Origin of the sequence: Streptomyces sp. ADI95-17 (assembly GCF_003846175.1) — a bacterium.
In the GTDB taxonomy this organism is placed as follows: domain Bacteria; phylum Actinomycetota; class Actinomycetes; order Streptomycetales; family Streptomycetaceae; genus Streptomyces; species Streptomyces sanglieri.
Map to the genome: position 1 here is coordinate 557200 of NZ_ML123044.1, position 20457 is coordinate 577656.

Consider the following 20457-nt stretch of genomic DNA (forward strand, 5'->3'; position numbering starts at 1 on the left):
GCCCGCCCACCCGTTGCCGGGGAGGCGGGCCGTCCGTACCGGTCGCGTGCGTGGTGCCACGTCCGTCACGCCGTGGCGGCTACGCCGCGGCCGGGATCCTCTCCTCGGGCCTGGCCGCGGACGCCGGGGCCAGGGCGATCTCCAGGACCTGCCGGACATCGGTCACCGGGTGGACCTCCAGCGTGTCCAGGACCTCGGCGGGGACGTCGTCCAGGTCGGCCTCGTTCCGCTTCGGGATCACCACGGTGGTGATCCCGGCACGGTGCGCGGCCAGCAGCTTCTGCTTCAGGCCGCCGATCGGCAGCACCCGCCCGGTCAGCGAGACCTCACCGGTCATCGCCACGTCCGTACGGACCAGCCGTCCGGAGAGCAGCGAGGCCAGTGCCGTCGTCATGGTGATACCGGCACTGGGGCCGTCCTTCGGGACCGCGCCCGCCGGGAAGTGGATGTGCACGCCGCGGTCCTTCAGGTCCGCGACCGGCAGCTCCAGCTCCGCGCCGTGCGACCGCAGGAAGCTCAACGCGATCTGCGCGGACTCCTTCATGACGTCGCCGAGCTGGCCGGTGAGGGTCAGTCCGGACGCCCCGGTCTCCGGGTCGGCCAGCGACGCCTCCACGAACAGCACGTCGCCGCCCGCGCCGGTCACCGCGAGTCCGGTGGCCACACCGGGCACCGAGGTCCGGCGCTCGGCCGGGTCCTGGGCGGACTCGGGGACGTGGTGCGGCCGTCCGATCAGGCCGCGCAGATCCGCCTCGGTGACCGTGAACGGGAGTTCCCGGTCGCCCAGTTCGTGCTGGGCCGCGACCTTTCGGAGCAGCCGGGCGACGGCCCGCTCCAGGTTGCGTACGCCCGCCTCGCGGGTGTACTCGCCGGCCAGCTTGCGCAGCGCGGACTCGTCGAGCGTCACCTCGTCCTTCTCCAGACCGGCCCGCTCCAGCTGGCGCGGGAGCAGGTGGTCCCGGGCGATGACGACCTTCTCGTCCTCGGTGTAGCCGTCGAGCCTGACCAGCTCCATGCGGTCGAGCAGGGCCTCCGGGACGGCTTCGAGCACATTGGCCGTGGCCAGGAAGACGACGTCGCTGAGGTCGAGCTCGACCTCCAGGTAGTGGTCGCGGAAGGTGTGGTTCTGCGCCGGGTCGAGGACTTCGAGGAGGGCTGCGGCCGGGTCGCCCCGGAAGTCGGAGCCGACCTTGTCGATCTCGTCGAGCAGGACGACCGGGTTCATCGAACCGGCCTCCTTGATGGCCCGGACGATGCGTCCCGGCAGGGCGCCGACGTACGTACGCCGGTGGCCCCTGATCTCCGCCTCGTCCCGCACACCGCCGAGGGCGACGCGGACGAACTTGCGGCCCATGGCGTGCGCGACGGACTCACCGAGCGAGGTCTTGCCCACGCCCGGAGGCCCCACCAGCGCCAGCACGGCACCGCCGCGCCGCCCGCCGACCACGCCGAGCCCCCGGTCGGAGCGCCGCTTGCGCACGGCCAGGTACTCGGTGATGCGTTCCTTCACGTCCTGGAGCCCCGCGTGCTCGGCGTCGAGCACCTGCTGCGCGCCCCGGATGTCGTACGCGTCCTCGGTCCGTTCGTTCCACGGCAGTTCGAGGACGGTGTCGAGCCAGGTCCTGATCCAGGAGCCCTCGGGGCTCTGGTCGGAGGAGCGCTCCAGCTTGTCGACCTCCTTGAGCGCGGCCTCGCGGACGTGTTCGGGAAGGTCGGCGGCCTCGACGCGCGCCCGGTAGTCGTCGGACTCGTCCTCCGGGTCGCCGTTGAGCTCGGAGAGCTCCTTGCGTACGGCGTCGAGCTGGCGCCGCAGCAGGAACTCGCGCTGCTGCTTGTCGACGCCCTCCTGGACGTCCTTGGCGATGGACTCGGCGACGTCCTGTTCGGCGAGGTGCTCGCCGAGCCACTGGATGGCGAGCTTCAGCCGGGCGACCGGGTCCGCGGTCTCCAGGAGCTGCACCTTCTGGGCGGTGGTGAGGAAGGGCGAGTAGCCGGAATTGTCGGCGAGCGCGGAGATGTCCTCGATCTGCTGGACCCGGTCCACGACCTGCCAGGCGCCGCGCTTCTTCAGCCAGCTGGTGGCGAGCGCCTTGTACTCCTTGACCAGCTCGGCGGCGGCCCCGGGAAGCGGATCGGGAACGACCGCGTCGACCCGGGTCCCCTCCACCCAGAGCGCTGCACCCGGCCCGCTGGTCCCGGCCCCGATCCGCACCCGGTCCCGGCCGCGGATGAGCGCGCCCGGATCCCCGTCCGAAAGCCGCCCGACCTGCTCGACGGTGCCGATGACACCGGTGCCGGTGTACGTACCGTCGATCCGCGGAACAAGAAGCACCTCGGGTTTGCTGCCACCGTCACGGGCCGCGGCCTGTGCGGCCTCCACGGCTGCACGTACATCGGTGTCGGACAGGTCCAGAGGCACCACCATCCCGGGCAGCACGACCTCGTCGTCGAGCGGCAGCACGGGCAGGGCGAGCGGAGTGACCGCATTGGAATCGGTAGCCATGATCTCCCCTTCGGCAGTCAAGTTGAGCTATGCAGACTCAATGCTCCTGAGCCGTTCATTGTTCCCCAGGTCGTGTTCGCTGTGAGCGATCGCACGGGGGCAGCAGGCAGCCGAGGGGCGCGAAGGGGGTGAGTGGCAAGCGTGAGAGGCAAGGGGCTGGGCCGACCAGGACGACGACGGCGGTGGCGCAGGTCATGGCCGAGCCGGCCGGGCTCGACGCCCCGAAGACTCGCAGGGCGAACGAGAAGCACGACGACGATCACGGGGGAACCTCGCCCAGGCAGACTGCGCGCGCTCGCGAGCGGCTCAGGGCACGGGAGGATCTCGCGGTCGGGCTCCGGGTGCCGGACGAACCTGCGGCGAAGCTCCCGAGGCCCTGATCTACCGCCCGCAGGCGTTCGGGCGCGAGGAGCTGGACACCGTGGTGCGATCCGGAGCCCCACCGAACCCGAGGCGGTTCAGCTACATCCCAGGAGACATCCCGCCGAGTCTCCGATCGATGCCGAACCGCCGATCATCCGAACCGATCAGGGATTCAATTCCCACTACTCGCACCGCACTTCAGCTCGCGCTGAGCGAATGTCACGAACTGCTTCATAAGCGCCGGCAGGACGCTCGGCAACTTGGCTTCGTTGGGCACACCGTCCGTGTTGATGGACAGGTCGATGTACTTTCCGGGCGAGTTCGGCCCCTTGGAGGGTTCACAGATGAAATAGGCGGCAGCGCCACTGTCCCAGATGATGCCCTTCTTTCCCACGTCGATCGGCTGCGGATTTGCTTTATCCATCGAGGTCCAGTCAATCTGATCCTCGAAGCCTCGGAGAGTGGCATCTGCCAGAAATTTCCAAGCGCCATCAATGTCGAGGGAGCATGTCACAGAGTCGAGATCCTCGGCCAACACGAAAGGCCTGTGATACACGTCAGCTTTGTCACCCACCGGCAGGATGGGCGACACGTCACTACTGGCGAACGCGTTCCAACAGATTCGCTTGGGCAGTTCCGGGACAGCCTTCCTCTCACTGTCCGAACACCCCGCCAGAAGACCCATCAAGATCACGAATGTTGATACCGCTGCGAAGGAATTCACGAATCGACGCATAATTAACTTCCCTTGGGGGATGAACTGGCGACCGAATCACGACCAATTGAGTGCGCCGCTGCTGTCTGAGTAGAGGCCGAGCCTCGGTACTCCTTGATCTGCTCAGTCGTCAGACCAGCCCCTCGCCCAGCCGTCTCCACCGCTGACTTGGCAGCCTCCTTGGCGGCCTCCTCGGCGGCCGCATAGCCTGACGCAGATTCATGGCGAGATGCCTTCGACTTGTCATGCTCTGCACTCTCCACGGCGGACTCACTGACGTCTTCCTTGATCCACCCCACCACATCGCCTCCCGCAGGAAGCATCTCGACGTACTTGGCCCCAACGGCGTCAATAATGCGATTCGTCCACTTCGCATTCTCTGCGACACCTTTGTTGTATTCCTCATCCTCAGCAATCTGCGCTTCATGGATCCCTTGCGCCCTCGCCTCGGTCATGATTCCGGCGATCTCGCCTCCCGGGTGGACGGCATTCCGCACCGCCTCACCTACGTCCCCGTGTTTCTCGGGGTGCTGGAATACGTCGGACACCAGCGCTGTGGTGTACGCCTGCTGAGCGTTGGTGATCGCACCGTATGCCTGGGGGTCCTGACCGACCGCGCCGAGGAAGAAGGCCATCTCATCCTTCTTGAATTCTGCGGGCGTACCGAGCGGTTTGATCTGATTCGCGCCGTTCTCAGCCGTGGCCTGCAGGTCAGGCATATATTCGGCGGCCATGTTGCCGAAGTTCTGGGTCAGTCCGTTGAGTCGCCCATCTTCTGCCACGAGTTCGGGCTCCGCACCGATCTTCGCGACGACCTTCTCCATCACGCTGCTCATGTGCTTGCCGTGCTCCACCGGCGGCGCGCCCTCGTCGCCCGGCACTCGTCCCGTGACCGCCGCTTCCAAGGCGTTGCCCATGGCCGCCTGGCCAGGGCTCTGCTCTCCGCCGGTGACCGTGTCGTACCAGTCGTCCATGGGCTTCTTGTCGAGCATGTAGTCGACAACGTCCTGCGCCTTCTTGCCTTTGAGCGCGGCGTCGTCCGTGGTCACGATGCCGTCCTTGTTGGTGTCCTCGCGGAGCGGCTCGTCGAAGAAGGCTGCTGATGCCTCGGGGTTGTTGCTCATGGCCTGCATCAGGCCGGTCAGGGGGTTGAAGCCCTTGCCACCCGTCTCGTCGAGGTTGATGAGCATCTTCTGGTCCGACGGCAGGCTGTCGTGCCAGATGTCCGGGTTCTTCTTGTCCATGGCGACCATGTCCCGGCCGACCGACAGCAGGAAGCTCTTGTCGTACGTTCCTTCTCGGAGGAGCGCACCCAGCGCCTGGTAGCCGTACAGCTTCGCGAAGCCGGCGCCCGGTATATCGATCTGCTTGTGGCCCGCCTTCATGAGCTGCGTGGTCCACCCGGCGCCGAGGTGGTCCGGTGTCGACGTCTTGGTGGCGAGACCCAGCATGGCGCCCATGTCGCTCTGGATGTTGCGGACCATGTTCGCCCGGTCCTGGCCGGCCGGTCCGAGGGACGTCGCATCCAGCGACATCTTCATGTACGACTCAAGGGTGCCCTCGGCGCCCAGCTTCCGGTAGAAGTCCGGGGCGAACTCGGGGTCGTTGCGGTTGTCGTCCAGGAGGTCTTCGAGTTCCCTCAGCGCTGCCACATTGCGCGCCGTGCCGCCGTCCCCGGTGACCTTCTTCATCAGCCCCAGCGCCCGGTCCACCTGCTCGGCGTCCAGGCTCTTGTACTTGGGAGCCGTGAAGTTGTGGTCGTCCTTCACATTCGCCGCGAGGGCGCGCTTCAGTGATTCGTCGGCGTCGGAGCAGTCCTCGACGATCCTGTCGATCTTCCGCTGCCAGGAGGACACGGCATCGTTCTGCTTCCGCAGGGCTTCCGAGTAATACGGGTCGTGGCGCGCCGCGATGTCGCTCTCCAGGTCGTGCTGAGGCGTGACCTTGCCCTTGGCGTCCACATGGATCCCGGCGGCCGGGCCCTCCTCGTCCCTGATCCTGACGAGCGCGTCCTTGGCGGTCTTGAACGACGTGTGCGCATCCGCGAGCAGCAGCTTGATGCCCTTGGCCTGGGCCCCGGCGTCTTCGAACTCCTTGGCCGTCTTGCCGATGAAGGGTTTGGTGACGTCGGAATTGACGCCTTGCCATCGCGCCTTGTCGGACTTGGCCTGCATTCCCTGCCGGGCGTCGTCGGCAAGCTTCTCCAACTTGGTCACCATCTCCGACCAGTCGTCCGCGGCTTCCTTCAGCTTGCCGACGGGTGCGTTGACGACGTCATCGAATGTCAGCACGGCGCTTCCCTCTTCGTCCTACTTGAAGTATTCGCTGATCTTGGAAACGGAGAGCAGGTTGCCGCCGATGTCCGCATCGTCCTCGGCATGAACGGACTTGCTGTAGTCGAGGTGGTCGGAGATCCGGGCGCAGGCGTCCAGGAGCGTTCGCAACTGGCTGTTCCACCGGTCGTGCACCTTCAGCAGCTCCGAACCGCTGGTGAAGTTGCCGTTCGTCAGGGCGATCGCCGCGTCGAAGGTGGCAGGACGGGCATGGTCACCGTCCCGGGAGAGCCGATCGCGCAGCATGTACGCCTCGTGTCCGACTGCTCCGAGGTCGTCCTGGTTCACCACCAGATCAGCCGGACCGCCTGAAGCTCCAGGCTCTCCGTCGGCTCGGTTCAGCTGCATTTGAGCTGATTGCCGCTGCGCGGCTTCAGCCTTGACCTGTTCCCACTCGTTCCAGGCCATCACACCCCCCGTTCGACCAGTTCTCGTTGTGAGGATCTTCATCCTCCGGGCTCGATCGCCAAGGCCTGCTGCGGGTTCGCCGCCTCTCCCCCTTCAGCCCATGACCGGACAGGCATTTTATTTGATCGGGGATCGCTGATCACGGCGGCAACACCCTTGCAGCGCCTCGTAATTCGGCCAACTTCAGACCCTCCAAGGCCGCCCGGCGGCCCGGCGAACAGGGTTCGCGCCGATCGGAGGTCACGTGTCGCCCTCCGGGCGATCGCGTGGGCCGGCGGCGGGCGGCCGTACGCTGGAATTTCATGCGCGAGGGACAGTACGAAGGGCAGGAGGCCGAGGTGACCGGGACGACGACGGTGGCGCAGGTCATGGCCGAGCTGGCCGAGCTCGACGACCCGAAGACTCGCAGGGTGAACGAGAGGCACGGCGACGATCACGGGGTGAACCTCGGCAGGCTGCGCGCGCTCGCGAAGCGGCTCAGGACGCAGCAGGAGCTCGCGGTCGGGCTCTGGGCGACGGACGACACCGCGGCCAGGCTTCTGGCCGTCCTGATCTGCCGGCCCAAGGCGTTCGGGCGCGACGAGCTGGACGCCATGGTGCGTGAGACGCGCGCCCCCAAGGTGCACGACTGGCTCGTGAACTACGTGGTGAAGAAGAGCCCGCACGCCGAAGAGCTGCGTCTGGCCTGGTCCGCCGACCCGGATCCGGTGGTCGCGAGCGCCGGCTGGGCGCTGACCACCGAGCGGGTGGCGAAGAAGCCCGAGGGGCTCGATCTCCCCGGGCTGCTCGATGTCATCGAGGCGGAGATGAAGGACGCCCCGGACCGTCTGCAGTGGGCGATGAACCACTGCCTGGCGCAGATCGGGATCGAGCACACCGAGTACCGCGCCCGCGCGATCGACATCGGTGAGCGCCTGGAAGTGCTCAAGGACTACCCGACGCCCCCGAACTGCACGTCCCCGTTCGCACCGGTCTGGATCGCCGAGCTGGTGCGCCGCCGGCAGGAGCAGAAGGGCTGAGGGGGCGCCCCGTGGTCCTCGGCGGGCACGAAAATCGTTCGGCTCGCCCCGGAAATACGGGCACAGTGCGCCCATGGACGACGACAGCGGTGGCCGAGGGCTGAACGAGGACGGGACGATCCGGCGGGAGGGCTCGCTGAGCCGGGTGCCCGCGGCGTTCGCCCCCGTGGTGGCGGCCGCCCGGTCCCGGATCACCGGGGCGTTCGACGGTACGCGGCTGCACAGCGCGTACATCTACGGCAGCATTCCGCGCGGCACGGCCGTGCCCGGTGTCTCCGATCTGGATCTGCTGCTGGTTCTGCGTACCCGGCCGACCGGGGCCGACGAGGCGGCGGCCCGTGCCGTCGAGGCCGGCCTGGACGCTGGCTTCGGGCAGATCGACGGTGTCGGCGCCCTCCTCACCAGCACCGACGCCGTCACCAGCGAGCTCGAACGCCACGATCTCGGCTTCTTCCTCGCCTGTCTGTGCACCCCGCTGCTGGGCGAGGACCTCGCCGGGCGGTTGCCGCGCTACCGCCCGACCCCGCTGCTCGCCCGCGAGACCAACGGGGACCTGGTGCTCTCGCTGCCCCGCTGGCGGCGCAGGGCCGCCGAGGCCACCACGGACGCCGAACGCCGAAACCTCAGCCGGGGCGCCGCCCGTCGGATCGTCCGGTCCGGTTTCACGCTGGTCATGCCGCGGTGGCAGGGCTGGACCAGCGACCTGGCCGAGTCCGCCGAGGTGTTCGCCCGCTACTACCCGGACCACCTGGAGCGGATCGAGCAGATGCGGCTGGCCGCGCACACCGGCCGCAACCCCTCCGCCGATCCGGCCGTCCTCAGCACGCTCATCGAGGACCTTGCGCCCTGGCTGGCGGCCGAGTACGTCGCGGTGCACGGCGAGAAGGCACCGCGCCCCTGATCGCCTCGCCCCTGGCCGCCACTGCCCTGGTCACCGACTCCTGACCGCACCGGCCCGCCGCAGCAGCGGCCAGCAGGCAATGCCGAACAGCAGCGCCAGCGGATGGCCCCAGTCGGTGAGCGGGCTGCTCAGGTCGACCAGATCGATCGCCAGCATCACGCCCAGCCCGCCGAGCACCAGCGTCCGCACCAGCGGGGTGAACAGTCCGGTGAGCGCGCCCACGCTCGCCATCAGCCCGAAGCTGATGCCGTAGTCGAGGCGGTGCAGCGACGATTCCGGCAGGTGCCCGGCGACCACGGAGATCCCAACCGGGATCTCCGTGGCGAGCGTGGCCACGACATGGCCGAGCACGAACACCGCGGCGGTCCGCCATCCTCCGATGCGGCGTTCCAGCGCGGTCAGTACGAGGGCGAGGACGAAGACCACCGGGGAGGTGAGCCCGCCGACCACCCACAGGGCGCTGGCGGCCAGGACCAGCAGCGGGGTCTCACCGAGGTGCGCGACGTCGGTGCTCGATTCGCGCAGCACGGCGGCGACGGTGGCGGGATCGGCGAACTCCATGAACAGGGACGTGGCGACCAGCACCGTCAGGTACCCGAAGGTGAACGGCGTACCGGCGGGCGTCGGCAGCAGCCGCGGCCACCGGCGGACCCTGCGGGCCGGAGGCGGTGGTGGGGCGGCCGGGCCCGGAGCGACGGGGCGGCCCGGGCCGGGCTGGCGCGGGACGGCGTCGAGCAGCGGAGCCGCGAAGGGTTTTTCGCGGACCGCCCTGTCCGTACGCTGATGCACCGCGCGAGGCCCCTTTCCATGACAAGCCCCCCAAAAGCAAGGCCCCACCCTCTTTGATCTTCCTCCACTCCGTCTATGGCGTGAGCCACAAACGCCCGCCCGTGAACCGGTCGCGGTCCGCCCCCCGATAGAAGAGGTGTGAAGCTGTTGCGCCCCTCGGGGGAGGACCCGGACGACGACGACGCCCTGCTGCGTGCCGTCGCGCAGGGGGATACGGAGGCCCTGGCGACGCTCTACGACCGGCACGCCGGCTGGCTGCTGGCCCGGCTGAGCAGGCGCTGCGCGGATACCGAGACCGTACGGGAGGTCCTTCAGGACACCTTTGTGACGGTCTGGCGCTCCGCGGCGTCGCACCGCGGGGCCAGGGTCGGCGGTTGGCTGTGGGTGATCGCCTCGCGCCGGCTGGTGGACGCCCAGCGGGTCCATGCCCGCACCGACCTCGCCCACCGGGCGGAGCGGACCGGGAGCAACGAGTGGGCCGCCACCGCGCCGTCCGCCGAGGAACGGGTGCTCGCCGGGCTGGAGTACGGGGATGTGGGCGCCGCGCTCGACCGGATCTCGCCCGAACTGCGGGAGGTCCTGCGCGCCACGGTCGTCGACGGGCTGACGACCCGCGAGACGGCCCGGCTTCTCGGCATACCCGAAGGCACGGTCAAGACCCGGGCGATGCGGGCCCGGCGCGAGCTGCGGGCCGCGCTGGAACTGTCGGCCCCGGCGGCCGGACCGCTGGGAGGAACGGCATGACCACGACGGGAGGCGCCGGCATGCCCCACTGGCACGTGAGCGAGGAACTGGCCGGGCGGTACGCCGCCGGTTCGGTGCCGGAGACGGACGCCTGGTCCGTGGAGAAGCACGTGGAGACGTGCGGCGGGTGCGCGGCCCGGCTCTCGGCGGCGGTACGGGTGCGCCCGGAGACCGGGGCAGTGCTGGACGGCGTGCGCGCGGGGGTGCTGGCCGCGGTGGCGGCGGAAGCGGCACCCGCGAAGAAGCCGGTACGGGTGGCGGCGCGGGGCCCGGTGCGAGGGCCGGCGCGGGGGCTAGTGCGGCTGACGGCCCCGCGCACGGCAGCGGCGGACGGCGCACCCGCGAAGAAGCCGGTCCCCGTTGCCCCGTTCCGCTTCGCCGGGGCTGCCACCCGTGCCGGGCGGTTGCTGTGGGCCGCCGGGCCCGCGCTGCGCGGGTCGTGGCTGGTGGCGTTGGTGCTGGTGGCCGTCGGGGCCGTCGCGCTGGCGTACGGGGCCGGGGCCGGGGAGGCGGTCCGTCCGCTGCTCCTCGTCGTCGCGCCGGTGCTGCCGCTCGCCGGGGTCGGCCTCTCCTACGGCCGGCACGCGGACCCGATGTACGAGATCACCGCCGCCACGCCGTCCGGCGGGCTGCGGCTGCTGCTGACCAGGACCGCCGCGGTGCTCGTACTGAGCATTCCGGCGCTCACGCTCGCCGGGGCGGCACTGCCCGCGTCCGCCGGGCGGCCCGGCGCGGCGGCCTGGCTGCTGCCCGGGCTCGCGATGACGCTGGCGGCGCTCGCCCTCGGCTCGTACGTCGGCTGCCGCACCGGCGCCACGTCCATCGCCGTGGCCTGGGCGGCCGCCGTCGTCCTGCCCGTCTTCGCCGCGTCGCCCCCGGCCGCCCTCGCGGCGGCGACCGGGGCCGCCCGGTACTTCGCGGGCCCCGCCGCACAGGCCGCCTGGGCGGCGGGCGCGCTGGTGTGCGCCGCGCTGCTCGCCGTACGCCGTAGATCCTTCGACCATCTGGAGACGTTGTGAGCGTGAACGCATGAGCGGCACCGAAGCCGTGAACACGGTCGAGGTCAGGGCCCTGACCGTCCGGCACCGCAGGACGACCGCGCTCGACGCCGTCGACCTCGATTTCGCACCCGGCGTGCACGGGCTGCTCGGGCCCAACGGGGCGGGCAAGACCTCGCTGATCCGGGTGCTCGCCACCGTCGCCGCGCCCTCCGGCGGCCGGGTGGAACTGCTCGGCAGCGAGGTCGGCGCCGGGTCGGACCACCGCAGCCGGGCGGCGGTCCGGCGCAGGCTCGGCTATCTGCCGCAGGAGTTCGGTTACTACCCCGGCTTCACGGTCCGCGAGTTCGTGTCGTACGTGGCCTGGCTCAAGGAGATGGACGCGGCGGCGGTCCCGGCGGCCGTGGAACGCGTGGTGGCCCGGGTGGGTCTGGCGGACCGGATCGACGCCCGGGTGAAGACCCTGTCGGGCGGCATGGTGCGGCGCGTCGGCATCGCCCAGGCGATCGTCAACTCCCCGGACCTGCTGCTGCTCGACGAGCCGACCGCCGGCCTCGATCCGGAGCAGCGGGTCGAATTCCGGGCACTGATACGGGAGCTGGGCCGCTCCACCACCGTGATCGTCTCGACCCATCTGGTCGAGGACGTCGCCGCGGCCTGCACCGATGTGACGCTGATCGAGGCGGGCCGGATCGCGTACCGGAGTACGACGCGGGAGCTGACGGAGCTCGGCGGCACCGGGGACGGCGGCGCGGAGCAGCCGGACGGCAATCCGATCGAGCGCGGCTACACCGCCGCGCTGCGGGCGCACCGGGCGGGGGTGGCGAACCGATGACGACCACCATCACGTCCACGAAGGCTCCGGCCCGCGCCGCTCTGCGGACCGAACTCCGGCGCGGGATCGCCCCCTGGACGGGTTCCGCCGTCGCCCTCACCCTCCTCGTCCCGCTGTGGAGCAAGGCACCCCAGTGGCAGGGGAGCTGGGGTGAGACCCAGTCCCAGCTGCACGCGGCGACGGCGCTGCTCAGCGCCCCGCTCGTCGCCGCGGCCGCCTGCTGGCAGGGTGGCCGGGAGCACCGCCGGCGCACCGCCGAACTGCTGCTCTCGGTCCCGCGCAGCCGGCTCGCGCAGGTGACGACGGCCGCGACGCCGATCGCGCTGTGGGCGGCGGCCGGGTACCTGCTCGCGCTGGGCGTGGTGTTCGCGGCGACGGCTCCGTACGCCGGGGCGGGCGGTCCGTCGCTCTCGATCGCCGCGACGGATCTCGGTCTTCTGCTGTCCATCGGCTTCGTCGGCTTCGTGGTCGGGCGGCTGGTGCGGTGGCGGCTGATCGCTCCGGTGCTCGCGGCCGCGTTCTACGTGCTCCTGGGGGCCCCGGGCTATGTGGAGTCGAATGCCCGGTTCCTGAGCCCTGGCGAGGAGTACATGCTCGAAAGGTCCGTACCGGTGTGGTGGTTCGCGCCGGTCCTGCTGGCCTGGACGGGCGGCATCGCCGCCACCGTGCTGCTCGGACACGCGGCCCGGCGGCGCCTGCTGGCCGTGGTGCCGCTCACGCTGGCGGTCGTGGCCGGGGCGGTGATCGTGCCGACGGGCAAGAACCTGTTCCGGGACGACCCGACCGCCACGCGCAGGGTCTGCTCGGCTCCGGCACCCGGCACGCCGCAGCTCTGCGTGAAGGCGTCCGACGCCCCGGTGCTGCCCAGTGTGTCCGAGGCCCTGGCGGGAATGTTCTCGCGGCTGGCGGGGGTACCGGGCGCGCCGGGCGGATACGTGGACTCCGAGTCCGACCCGGGGCCGGATCCGAAGGACGGCGAAGCCTCCCTCGCCCACGCCATGCGCGGCTGGGGCATCACACGGAACGAGCTGACCGATCCCCAGGCGTACGCCTCGGGAACCGCCCTGAGCCTGACGTCGCGCGACTGCTCGGCCGTTTCGCACTGGGACAAGCGCGAAGGGGCGAAACGGGTCGGTCTCACGGACGACGCCGTACGCACCTGGCTGGCCGGCGACCGATCCCCGTGGGACCCGGAAGCCCGCCCCCTCGTCGCCCGCCTCACGGCCATGCCGGACACCGAGCGCAAGGCCTGGCTCGGCCGCTATCTGGCCACCCTGAAGAGCTGCACGCCCTCGGAGGTACCTGCCCTGTGAGCACACACCCGGCCCACGCGGCTCTCCCTCTCCTCTACGTCCGCTCCCGCGCCCTCCCCCTCACCGCCGCCACCCTGGCCGGCATCGCCCTCGTGGCCGCCTGGGCCGCCGACTGGCTGCAGGACCAGCCGTACTTCGACCACACCGCCCGTGTCCCGGTCGTCGTGCTGGCCCCGCTGCTCGCCTCCTCGGCGATCGGCACCGGCCTGCACTCGCACAGCGACGAGCTGGACCGGACCGCCGTACGCCGCTGGTGGCCGCTCCGGCTGGTGCATCTGCTGGCGCTGACCGCGGTGACGGCGGGGGTGCTCGCGGCGGCGGTCCCGGGGCACCCGGAGGAGTTCGGCGTACCGGCCATGGTGCGCAACGTGCTCGGCGCGACGGGGGTGGCCGCGGCCTCCGCCGCACTGATCGGCGCCCGGCTGAGCTGGCTGCCGATGACGGTCTACGGCGGCGCCGTCTACCTGGCGGCGCCCCGCGACCCGGGCGGCGCGGCGGCCGTGTGGGCCTGGCCGATGCAGCCGGGCCCGCAGGGTGCGGCATGGGCGGTGGCCGTGACGGCGTACGCGGCCGGGGCCGCCCTCCTGGTGGTGCGCGGCGCACGCCCGGAGCGCGGGTGATCGCCGTCTCCCTCCCGGCACTCGGGGCGGATCCGGCAATCCGCTGGCACCGGGCCGCGCCGACCGGACAGGATGACGGGGAACCTGCCCGCCACCCGCCGGAGACCCGCACCATGCCCCACATCCTTCACTCCGACACCCCCTCCCCCGTCGTTCTCGACCGCCGCGAAGGCCCGTACGGCGAGGTAGTGCTGCGGGAGCGGGGTGACGACTTCGAGATCATCGCCAACGGGTGCTTCCTGATGGACACCTCCGACGGGCGCTCCGAGCGGCTGCTGATCGACGCGGCGCTGGCCGCGCTGCCGCCCGGCCGGACCGCTCCGTCGGTGCTCATCGGGGGTCTCGGCGTCGGCTTCTCGCTGGTCCGGGCCGCCGCCGAGCCGAGGTGGGGGCGGATCGTCGTGGCCGAGCGGGAGCAGGCGATCGTGGACTGGCATCTTCAGGGGCCGCTGGGCGCGATCTCCGGCGCGGCGCTGGCCGATCCGCGGACCGGGATCCTGACGACGGACCTGGTCGAGTACCTGCGTACGACTACGGACCGTTACGACGCTCTGTGCCTGGACATCGACAACGGGCCGGACTGGACCGTCACCGAGGACAACACCGGCCTGTACTCCCCGGCCGGTCTGGCGGGCTGCCGGGAGCGGCTGACGCCGGGCGGCGTTCTCGCGGTGTGGTCCGCGCAGCCGTCCGCCGACTTCGAACAGGCCTTGCGGAATGCCGGATTCGAGGGGGTAAGGACTGAAGAGGTCAGCGTTGCCCGAGGTGTTCCCGACGTGGTGCATCTCGCACTTCGGACAGCCTGAGTTCCCCCACCGGGTATCGCCGGCCCCCGGAAGTCCGGGGGCCAAGCGTCACAAGACCGACACTCCGCCACCTCTTTGCGTCCGAGGCGTTACACCCTGCGTAGCCGAGAGCAGTCCGCTGCCTTTACGCTGCTGACCGGTAACGGGATCACCCACGAAATCCACAAGCGAAGACCGTGCGTCCGGGGGAATGGCCCCCGCGAGAACGGGCAGGGGCGGGGCGATGGAACAGACACACACCACCCACAACGGTGTCGCGGCCACCCCGGGCGCGCAGCGCCGGGTGCTGGTGGTCGAGGACGACGCCACGATCGTCGAAGCCATTTCCGCCCGGCTGCGGGCCGAGGGCTTTCTGGTGCAGACCGCACTCGACGGCCCCGCGGCGGTGGACGCGGCCGAGGCGTGGCAGCCCGATCTGATGGTGCTCGACATCATGCTTCCCGGCTTCGACGGCCTGGAGGTCTGCCGCCGGGTGCAGGCCCAGCGGCCGGTGCCGGTGCTGATGCTGACCGCGAGGGACGACGAGACGGACATGCTGGTCGGTCTCGGCGTGGGCGCCGACGACTACATGACCAAGCCGTTCTCGATGCGGGAGCTGGCGGCCCGGGTCCACGTCCTGCTGCGCCGGGTCGAGCGCGCGGCGCTGGCCGCGGTGACGCCGCGCAGCGGGATACTGCGCCTCGGCGAGCTGGAGATCGATCACGCGCAGCGCCGGGTCCGGGTGCGCGCCGACGACGTCCACCTCACGCCGACCGAGTTCGACCTGCTGGTCTGTCTGGCCAACACCCCGCGGGCGGTGCTCTCCCGGGAGCAGCTGCTGGCCGAGGTCTGGGACTGGGCGGACGCCTCCGGCACCCGTACCGTCGACAGCCACATCAAGGCACTGCGCCGGAAGATCGGCGCGGAGCGGATCCGTACCGTGCACGGTGTCGGCTACGCCCTGGAGACCCCGGCTCCATGACCCGGCCCGGTTCCGGACTGCGTCCCTTCTCGGTCAAGGCCAAGATGAGCACGCTCGTCGTGGTCTCGGTCTTCATCACCACCGGGCTGCTGATGGTGGCCGTGCGCACCAGGACCGAGCTGCGGTTCATCACGGTGTTCTCGGTGATCGCGACCCTGCTCATAACCCAGTTCGTCGCGCACGGTCTGACCTCGCCGCTGGACGAGATGACGACGGTGGCCCGGTCGATCTCGCACGGCGACTACACCAGACGGGTGAGCGGCGCCGACCGGCGCGACGAACTCGGTGACCTGGCCCAGACGATCAACCGCATGGCGGACGATCTGGAGGCCGTGGACCGGCACCGCAAGGAGCTGGTCGCCAATGTCTCGCACGAGTTGCGAACACCCATCGCGGCGCTGAGAGCCGTGCTGGAGAACGTCGTGGACGGGGTGTCCTCGGCCGATCCGGAGACCATGCGTACCGCTCTGAAACAGACCGAGCGGCTCGGCAGGCTGGTGGAGACGCTGCTGGACCTGTCGCGGCTGGACAACGGGGTGGTCACGCTCAAGGCCCGCCGTTTCGAGGTGTGGCCCTATCTGTCGGGCGTGCTGAAGGAGGCGAACCTCGCCGCCGGGCACCGCCGGCTGTCGTCCGGTTCCGGGAACCACACCCGCAAGGACGTGCATCTGCACCTGGACGTGTCGCCGCCGGAGCTGACCGCGCACGCGGACGCGGAGCGGCTGCACCAGGTGGTGGCCAATCTGATCGACAACGCCGTCAAGCACAGCCCGCCGCACGGCCGGGTCACCGTGCTGGCCCGGCGCGGGGCCGCCCCGGAGTCCCTGATGCTCGAAGTCATGGACGAGGGACCGGGCATCCCGGAGTCCGAGCGGCACCGGGTCTTCGAGCGCTTCAACCGCGGCGAGGTGCCCTCCCCGCACGGCCCGGGCAGCGACGGCGGTACGGGCCTCGGCCTGGCGATCGCCCGCTGGGCGGTGGATCTGCACGGCGGACGCATCGGCGTGGCCGAATCCGTTCGCGGCTGCCGCATTCAGGTCACTCTTCCGGGGATCCCTCAGCAGCGAGGTTGACATAGGGTTCGAACCGGAAGGGCACGTTCTGCGTGTTCCGTTCAAGGGGTGCGGCCCGGTGGGCCGTAGCCGCGGTCCCACGTACCCAAAACAAAGCGGAACTGTGCTTGTTTCCCGCCAATTCCCGCACCGAAACCCGCCTTCCGATGTGACTTGCGCGACGAACACCGGCCCGGCCTGCGTGGAACGGCCGGGGAGGCGTAGCCTTGATTTCCGCTGTCCATCACCTTGTGAAGCGGAAGAGGGCGGTTGCCGCCGTGTCGTCTCAGTCCCCCAGTAACTCGAGCATCTCGACCGACCAAGCCAGCCCGGGTTCGAACCCGGCCGCTGCTTTCGGGCCCAATGAGTGGCTCGTCGACGAGATCTACCAGCAGTACCTCCAGGATCCCAATTCGGTCGATCGCGCCTGGTGGGACTTCTTCGCCGACTACAAGCCGGGTACGTCCGGCACGGCGGACAAGCCCGTTCCCGGCGCCCCGGCCGCGGTGACGCCGGCCGCACCCGCGCCGGCCACCCCGGCCGCACCCGCCCCCGCGGCTCCGGCCCCCGCACAGGCCGCGCCCGCCGCCGCTGCTCCGGCAGCCCCGGCAGCCCCGGCGAAGGCCGCTCCGGCCCCGGCCGTGAAGGCCGCCGAGCCCGCCCCGGCCAAGGCCGCGGCCGCGCCGGCCACCGAGGCCCCGGCCGGTCCCGAGTACGTGACGCTGCGTGGCCCCTCGGCCGCCGTCGCGAAGAACATGAACGCCTCGCTGGAGCTGCCGACGGCCACGTCCGTCCGCGCCGTCCCGGTGAAGCTGCTCTTCGACAACCGCATCGTCATCAACAACCACCTCAAGCGCGCCCGGGGCGGGAAGATCTCCTTCACGCACCTCATCGGCTACGCGATGGTGCAGGCCCTCAAGGCCATGCCGGCGATGAACCACTCCTTCGCGCTGAAGGACGGCAAGCCGACCCTGGTCAAGCCGGAGCACGTGAACCTCGGACTCGCCATCGACCTGGTGAAGCCGAACGGCGACCGCCAGCTGGTCGTCGCGGCCATCAAGAAGGCCGAGACGCTCAACTTCTTCGAGTTCTGGCAGGCCTACGAGGACATCGTCCGCCGCGCCCGCAACGGCAAGCTCGGCATGGACGACTTCACCGGCGTCACCGCCTCGCTGACCAACCCCGGCGGCATCGGCACCGTCCACTCGGTGCCCCGCCTGATGCCCGGTCAGGGCCTCATCATGGGCGTCGGCGCGATGGACTACCCGGCCGAGTTCCAGGGCACCTCGCAGGACACCCTGAACAAGCTGGGCATCTCCAAGGTCATGACGCTGACCTCGACGTACGACCACCGGGTCATCCAGGGCGCCGCCTCCGGCGAGTTCCTGCGGATCGTCGCCCAGCTGCTGCTCGGCGAGAACGAGTTCTACGACGAGATCTTCAAGTCGCTGCGGATCCCGTACGAGCCGGTCCGCTGGCTGACGGACATCGACGCCTCGCACGACAACGACGTCACCAAGGCCGCACGGGTCTTCGAGCTGATCCACTCCTACCGGGTCCGCGGCCACGTCATGGCCGACACCGACCCGCTGGAGTACCGCCAGCGCAAGCACCCCGACCTGGACATCACCGAGCACGGCCTCACCCTGTGGGACCTGGAGCGGGACTTCGCGGTCGGCGGTTTCGCCGGCAAGTCGATGATGAAGCTCCGCGACATCCTCGGTGTGCTGCGTGAGTCGTACTGCCGCACCACCGGCATCGAGTTCATGCACATCCAGGACCCGAAGCAGCGCAAGTGGCTCCAGGACCGGGTGGAGCGCCCGCGCGCCCAGCAGCCCGAGCGCGAGGAGCAGCTGCGCATCCTGCGCCGGCTGAACGCCGCCGAGGCGTTCGAGACGTTCCTGCAGACCAAGTACGTCGGCCAGAAGCGGTTCTCGCTGGAGGGCGGCGAGTCCGTCATCCCGCTGCTCGACGCGGTCATCGACTCCGCCGCCGAGGCCCGCCTCGACGAGGTCGTCATCGGCATGGCCCACCGCGGCCGGCTCAACGTGCTGGCCAACATCGTGGGCAAGTCGTACGCCCAGATCTTCCGCGAGTTCGAGGGCAACCTCGACCCCCGGTCGATGCACGGCTCCGGCGACGTCAAGTACCACCTGGGCGCCGAGGGCACCTTCACCGGTCTGGACGGCGAGCAGATCAAGGTCTCGCTGGCCGCCAACCCCTCGCACCTGGAGGCGGTCGACCCGGTCCTGGAGGGCATCGCCCGCGCCAAGCAGGACATCATCAACAAGGGCGGCACGGACTTCACGGTCCTGCCCGTCGCGCTCCACGGCGACGCGGCCTTCGCGGGCCAGGGCGTCGTCGCCGAGACGCTCAACATGTCGCAGCTGCGCGGCTACCGCACCGGCGGCACCGTGCACGTGGTGATCAACAACCAGGTCGGCTTCACCGCCGCCCCGGAGTCCTCGCGCTCCTCGATGTACGCCACCGACGTGGCGCGCATGATCGAGGCGCCGATCATCCACGTCAACGGCGACGACCCCGAGGCCGTCGTCCGGGTCGCGCGGCTCGCCTTCGAGTTCCGCCAGGCGTTCAACAAGGACGTCGTGATCGACCTCATCTGCTACCGCCGCCGCGGTCACAACGAGGGCGACAACCCGGAGTTCACCAACCCGCAGATGTACACCCTGATCGACAAGAAGCGCTCGGTGCGCAAGCTCTACACCGAGTCCCTCATCGGTCGCGGCGACATCACGCTGGAAGAGGCGGAGCAGGCGCTCCAGGACTTCCAGGGCCAGCTGGAGAAGGTCTTCGCGGAGGTCCGCGAGGCCACCTCGCTGCCGGCCCCGGCGCACACCCCCGAGGTCCAGCCGGAGTTCCCGGTCGCCGTGACCACCGCGATCTCCCCGGAGGTCGTCAAGGTCATCGCCGAGTCCCAGGTCAACATCCCCGACCGGATCACCGTCCACCCCCGCCTGATGCCGCAGATGCAGCGCCGCGCGGCCTCGGTGGAGAACGGCACGATCGACTGGGGCATGGGCGAGACCCTGGCCATCGGTTCGCTGCTGATGGAGGGCACCCCGGTCCGGCTCGCCGGCCAGGACACCCGCCGCGGCACCTTCGGCCAGCGGCACGCGGTCCTCGTCGACCAGGTGACCGGCGAGGACTACACCCCGCTGCTCTACCTCTCCGACGAGCAGGCCCGTTACAACGTCTACGACTCGCTGCTCAGCGAGTACGCGGCGATGGGCTTCGAGTACGGCTACTCGCTGGCCCGTCCGGAGTCGCTGGTCGTCTGGGAGGCCCAGTTCGGTGACTTCGTCAACGGCGCGCAGACCGTCGTCGACGAGTTCATCTCCTCGGCCGAGCAGAAGTGGGGCCAGACCTCCGGCGTCACGCTGCTGCTGCCGCACGGCTACGAGGGCCAGGGCCCGGACCACTCGTCCGCCCGCCCCGAGCGCTTCCTCACGCTGTGCGCGCAGAACAACATGACGGTCGCCATGCCGACCCTGCCGTCGAACTACTTCCACCTCCTGCGGTGGCAGGTGCACAACCCGCACCACAAGCCGCTGATCGTCTTCACCCCGAAGTCGATGCTCCGCCTCAAGGCGGCCGCGTCGAAGGTGGAGGAGTTCACCACCGGCGGCTTCCGCCCGGTGATCGGCGACGACACGGTGAACCCGACCGACGTCCGCAAGGTCGTCTTCTGCGCCGGCAAGGTCTACTACGACCTTGAGGCCGAGCGCACCAAGCGCGGCGTCACGGACACCGCGATCATCCGTCTGGAGCGCCTGTACCCGCTGCCGGGTGCCGAGCTCCAGGCCGAGATCGCCAAGTACCCGAACGCCGAGAAGTACCTCTGGACCCAGGAGGAGCCGGCCAACCAGGGCGCCTGGCCGTTCATCGCCCTGAACCTGATCGACCACCTGGACCTGGCCGTCGGCGCGGACGTCCCGCACGGCGAGCGCCTGCGCCGCATCTCGCGTCCGCACAGCTCGTCCCCGGCGGTCGGCTCGGCCAAGCGCCACCAGGCCGAGCAGGCACAGCTGGTCGCCGAGGTCTTCGAGGCCTGACCCGCTGCTGAACGATCCGAAGGG

General features: G+C 70.3%; 16 protein-coding genes. 11 read left to right on the plus strand and 5 right to left on the minus strand.

The annotated features are described in order from the left end of the window. Positions 1–79: 79 nt before the first annotated feature. The 4 genes from lon to EES42_RS02355 form a co-directional block, all read right to left on the minus strand. Entirely contained in the window at positions 80–2503 is a 2424-nt protein-coding gene (gene lon / locus EES42_RS02340) for an endopeptidase La (protein ID WP_124716414.1), read from the minus strand. Positions 2504–3038: 535 nt separating this feature from the next. Then, the gene (locus EES42_RS02345; RefSeq protein WP_124716415.1) at positions 3039–3590 is read right to left on the minus strand and encodes a hypothetical protein; all 552 of its coding nucleotides are present in this window, start codon (positions 3588–3590) and stop codon (positions 3039–3041) included. 14 nt (positions 3591–3604) lie between these two features. Next, positions 3605–5872, minus strand: coding sequence for a DUF6571 family protein (locus EES42_RS02350; RefSeq protein WP_124716416.1), 2268 nt, complete (start codon positions 5870–5872; stop codon positions 3605–3607). An 18-nt stretch (positions 5873–5890) separates the two neighbouring features. Then, on the minus strand, positions 5891–6322 hold the full coding sequence (locus EES42_RS02355) for a hypothetical protein (RefSeq protein ID WP_124716417.1): 432 nt from the start codon (positions 6320–6322) through the stop codon (positions 5891–5893). A 302-nt stretch (positions 6323–6624) separates the two neighbouring features. Between EES42_RS02355 and EES42_RS02360 the strand changes: the two genes are divergently transcribed. Then, positions 6625–7341 carry a DNA alkylation repair protein gene (locus EES42_RS02360; RefSeq protein ID WP_124716418.1) on the plus strand — a complete coding sequence of 239 codons (717 nt, stop codon included), beginning with the start codon at positions 6625–6627 and terminating at the stop codon, positions 7339–7341. Positions 7342–7414: 73 nt separating this feature from the next. Further along, on the plus strand, positions 7415–8242 hold the full coding sequence (locus tag EES42_RS02365) for a nucleotidyltransferase (RefSeq protein WP_124716419.1): 828 nt from the start codon (positions 7415–7417) through the stop codon (positions 8240–8242). Between the two features lie 30 nt (positions 8243–8272). On the opposite strand, the gene EES42_RS02370 is transcribed toward EES42_RS02365, so the two are convergent. Then, positions 8273–9031: a rhomboid-like protein gene (locus EES42_RS02370; RefSeq protein ID WP_206433339.1), complete on the minus strand. Its 759-nt coding sequence runs from the start codon at positions 9029–9031 to the stop codon at positions 8273–8275. A 138-nt stretch (positions 9032–9169) separates the two neighbouring features. Here EES42_RS02370 and EES42_RS02375 point away from each other — a divergent pair, with 138 nt between their 5' ends. The 9 genes from EES42_RS02375 to EES42_RS02420 all read left to right on the plus strand — a co-directional run bounded on the left by EES42_RS02375 (position 9170) and on the right by EES42_RS02420 (position 20433). Next, positions 9170–9775 (plus strand): RNA polymerase sigma factor, encoded by a 606-nt coding sequence (locus EES42_RS02375; RefSeq protein ID WP_124716420.1) that lies wholly within the window; start codon positions 9170–9172, stop codon positions 9773–9775. Then, complete coding sequence (locus EES42_RS02380) at positions 9772–10794, plus strand: zf-HC2 domain-containing protein (RefSeq protein WP_241196207.1); 1023 nt, start codon at positions 9772–9774, stop codon at positions 10792–10794. The genes EES42_RS02375 and EES42_RS02380 overlap by 4 nt, the downstream gene beginning before the upstream one ends. A gap of 10 nt (positions 10795–10804) precedes the next feature. Continuing rightward, positions 10805–11608 carry an ABC transporter ATP-binding protein gene (locus EES42_RS02385; RefSeq protein ID WP_124716421.1) on the plus strand — a complete coding sequence of 268 codons (804 nt, stop codon included), beginning with the start codon at positions 10805–10807 and terminating at the stop codon, positions 11606–11608. Next, entirely contained in the window at positions 11605–12921 is a 1317-nt protein-coding gene (locus EES42_RS02390) for an ABC-2 transporter permease (protein ID WP_124716422.1), read from the plus strand. Before EES42_RS02385 ends, EES42_RS02390 begins: the two co-directional genes overlap by 4 nt. After that, positions 12918–13541: a hypothetical protein gene (locus EES42_RS02395; protein WP_124716423.1), complete on the plus strand. Its 624-nt coding sequence runs from the start codon at positions 12918–12920 to the stop codon at positions 13539–13541. The genes EES42_RS02390 and EES42_RS02395 overlap by 4 nt, the downstream gene beginning before the upstream one ends. A gap of 113 nt (positions 13542–13654) precedes the next feature. Then, positions 13655–14347, plus strand: coding sequence for a spermidine synthase family protein (locus EES42_RS02400; RefSeq protein WP_124716424.1), 693 nt, complete (start codon positions 13655–13657; stop codon positions 14345–14347). Positions 14348–14570: 223 nt separating this feature from the next. Then, the gene (locus EES42_RS02405; protein WP_124716425.1) at positions 14571–15308 is read left to right on the plus strand and encodes a response regulator transcription factor; all 738 of its coding nucleotides are present in this window, start codon (positions 14571–14573) and stop codon (positions 15306–15308) included. After that, a complete protein-coding gene (locus tag EES42_RS02410; RefSeq protein ID WP_124716426.1) occupies positions 15305–16381 on the plus strand; it encodes a HAMP domain-containing sensor histidine kinase in 1077 nt (358 codons plus the stop codon). The genes EES42_RS02405 and EES42_RS02410 overlap by 4 nt, the downstream gene beginning before the upstream one ends. Before the next feature lie 257 nt (positions 16382–16638). Further along, positions 16639–20433 (plus strand): multifunctional oxoglutarate decarboxylase/oxoglutarate dehydrogenase thiamine pyrophosphate-binding subunit/dihydrolipoyllysine-residue succinyltransferase subunit, encoded by a 3795-nt coding sequence (locus EES42_RS02420; protein ID WP_124716428.1) that lies wholly within the window; start codon positions 16639–16641, stop codon positions 20431–20433. Positions 20434–20457: the final 24 nt, after the last annotated feature.

What these genes read in the sequence shown, in the direction of transcription:
- lon (WP_124716414.1), bottom strand. Translation starts at nt 2,503, where the DNA reads ATGGCTACCGATTCCAATGCGGTCACTCCGCTCGCCCTGCCCGTGCTG.
- EES42_RS02355 (WP_124716417.1), bottom strand. Translation starts at nt 6,322, where the DNA reads ATGGCCTGGAACGAGTGGGAACAGGTCAAGGCTGAAGCCGCGCAGCGG.
- EES42_RS02360 (WP_124716418.1), top strand. Translation starts at nt 6,625, where the DNA reads ATGCGCGAGGGACAGTACGAAGGGCAGGAGGCCGAGGTGACCGGGACG.
- EES42_RS02365 (WP_124716419.1), top strand. Translation starts at nt 7,415, where the DNA reads ATGGACGACGACAGCGGTGGCCGAGGGCTGAACGAGGACGGGACGATC.
- EES42_RS02380 (WP_241196207.1), top strand. Translation starts at nt 9,772, where the DNA reads ATGACCACGACGGGAGGCGCCGGCATGCCCCACTGGCACGTGAGCGAG.
- EES42_RS02385 (WP_124716421.1), top strand. Translation starts at nt 10,805, where the DNA reads ATGAGCGGCACCGAAGCCGTGAACACGGTCGAGGTCAGGGCCCTGACC.
- EES42_RS02390 (WP_124716422.1), top strand. Translation starts at nt 11,605, where the DNA reads ATGACGACCACCATCACGTCCACGAAGGCTCCGGCCCGCGCCGCTCTG.
- EES42_RS02400 (WP_124716424.1), top strand. Translation starts at nt 13,655, where the DNA reads ATGCCCCACATCCTTCACTCCGACACCCCCTCCCCCGTCGTTCTCGAC.
- EES42_RS02405 (WP_124716425.1), top strand. Translation starts at nt 14,571, where the DNA reads ATGGAACAGACACACACCACCCACAACGGTGTCGCGGCCACCCCGGGC.
- EES42_RS02410 (WP_124716426.1), top strand. Translation starts at nt 15,305, where the DNA reads ATGACCCGGCCCGGTTCCGGACTGCGTCCCTTCTCGGTCAAGGCCAAG.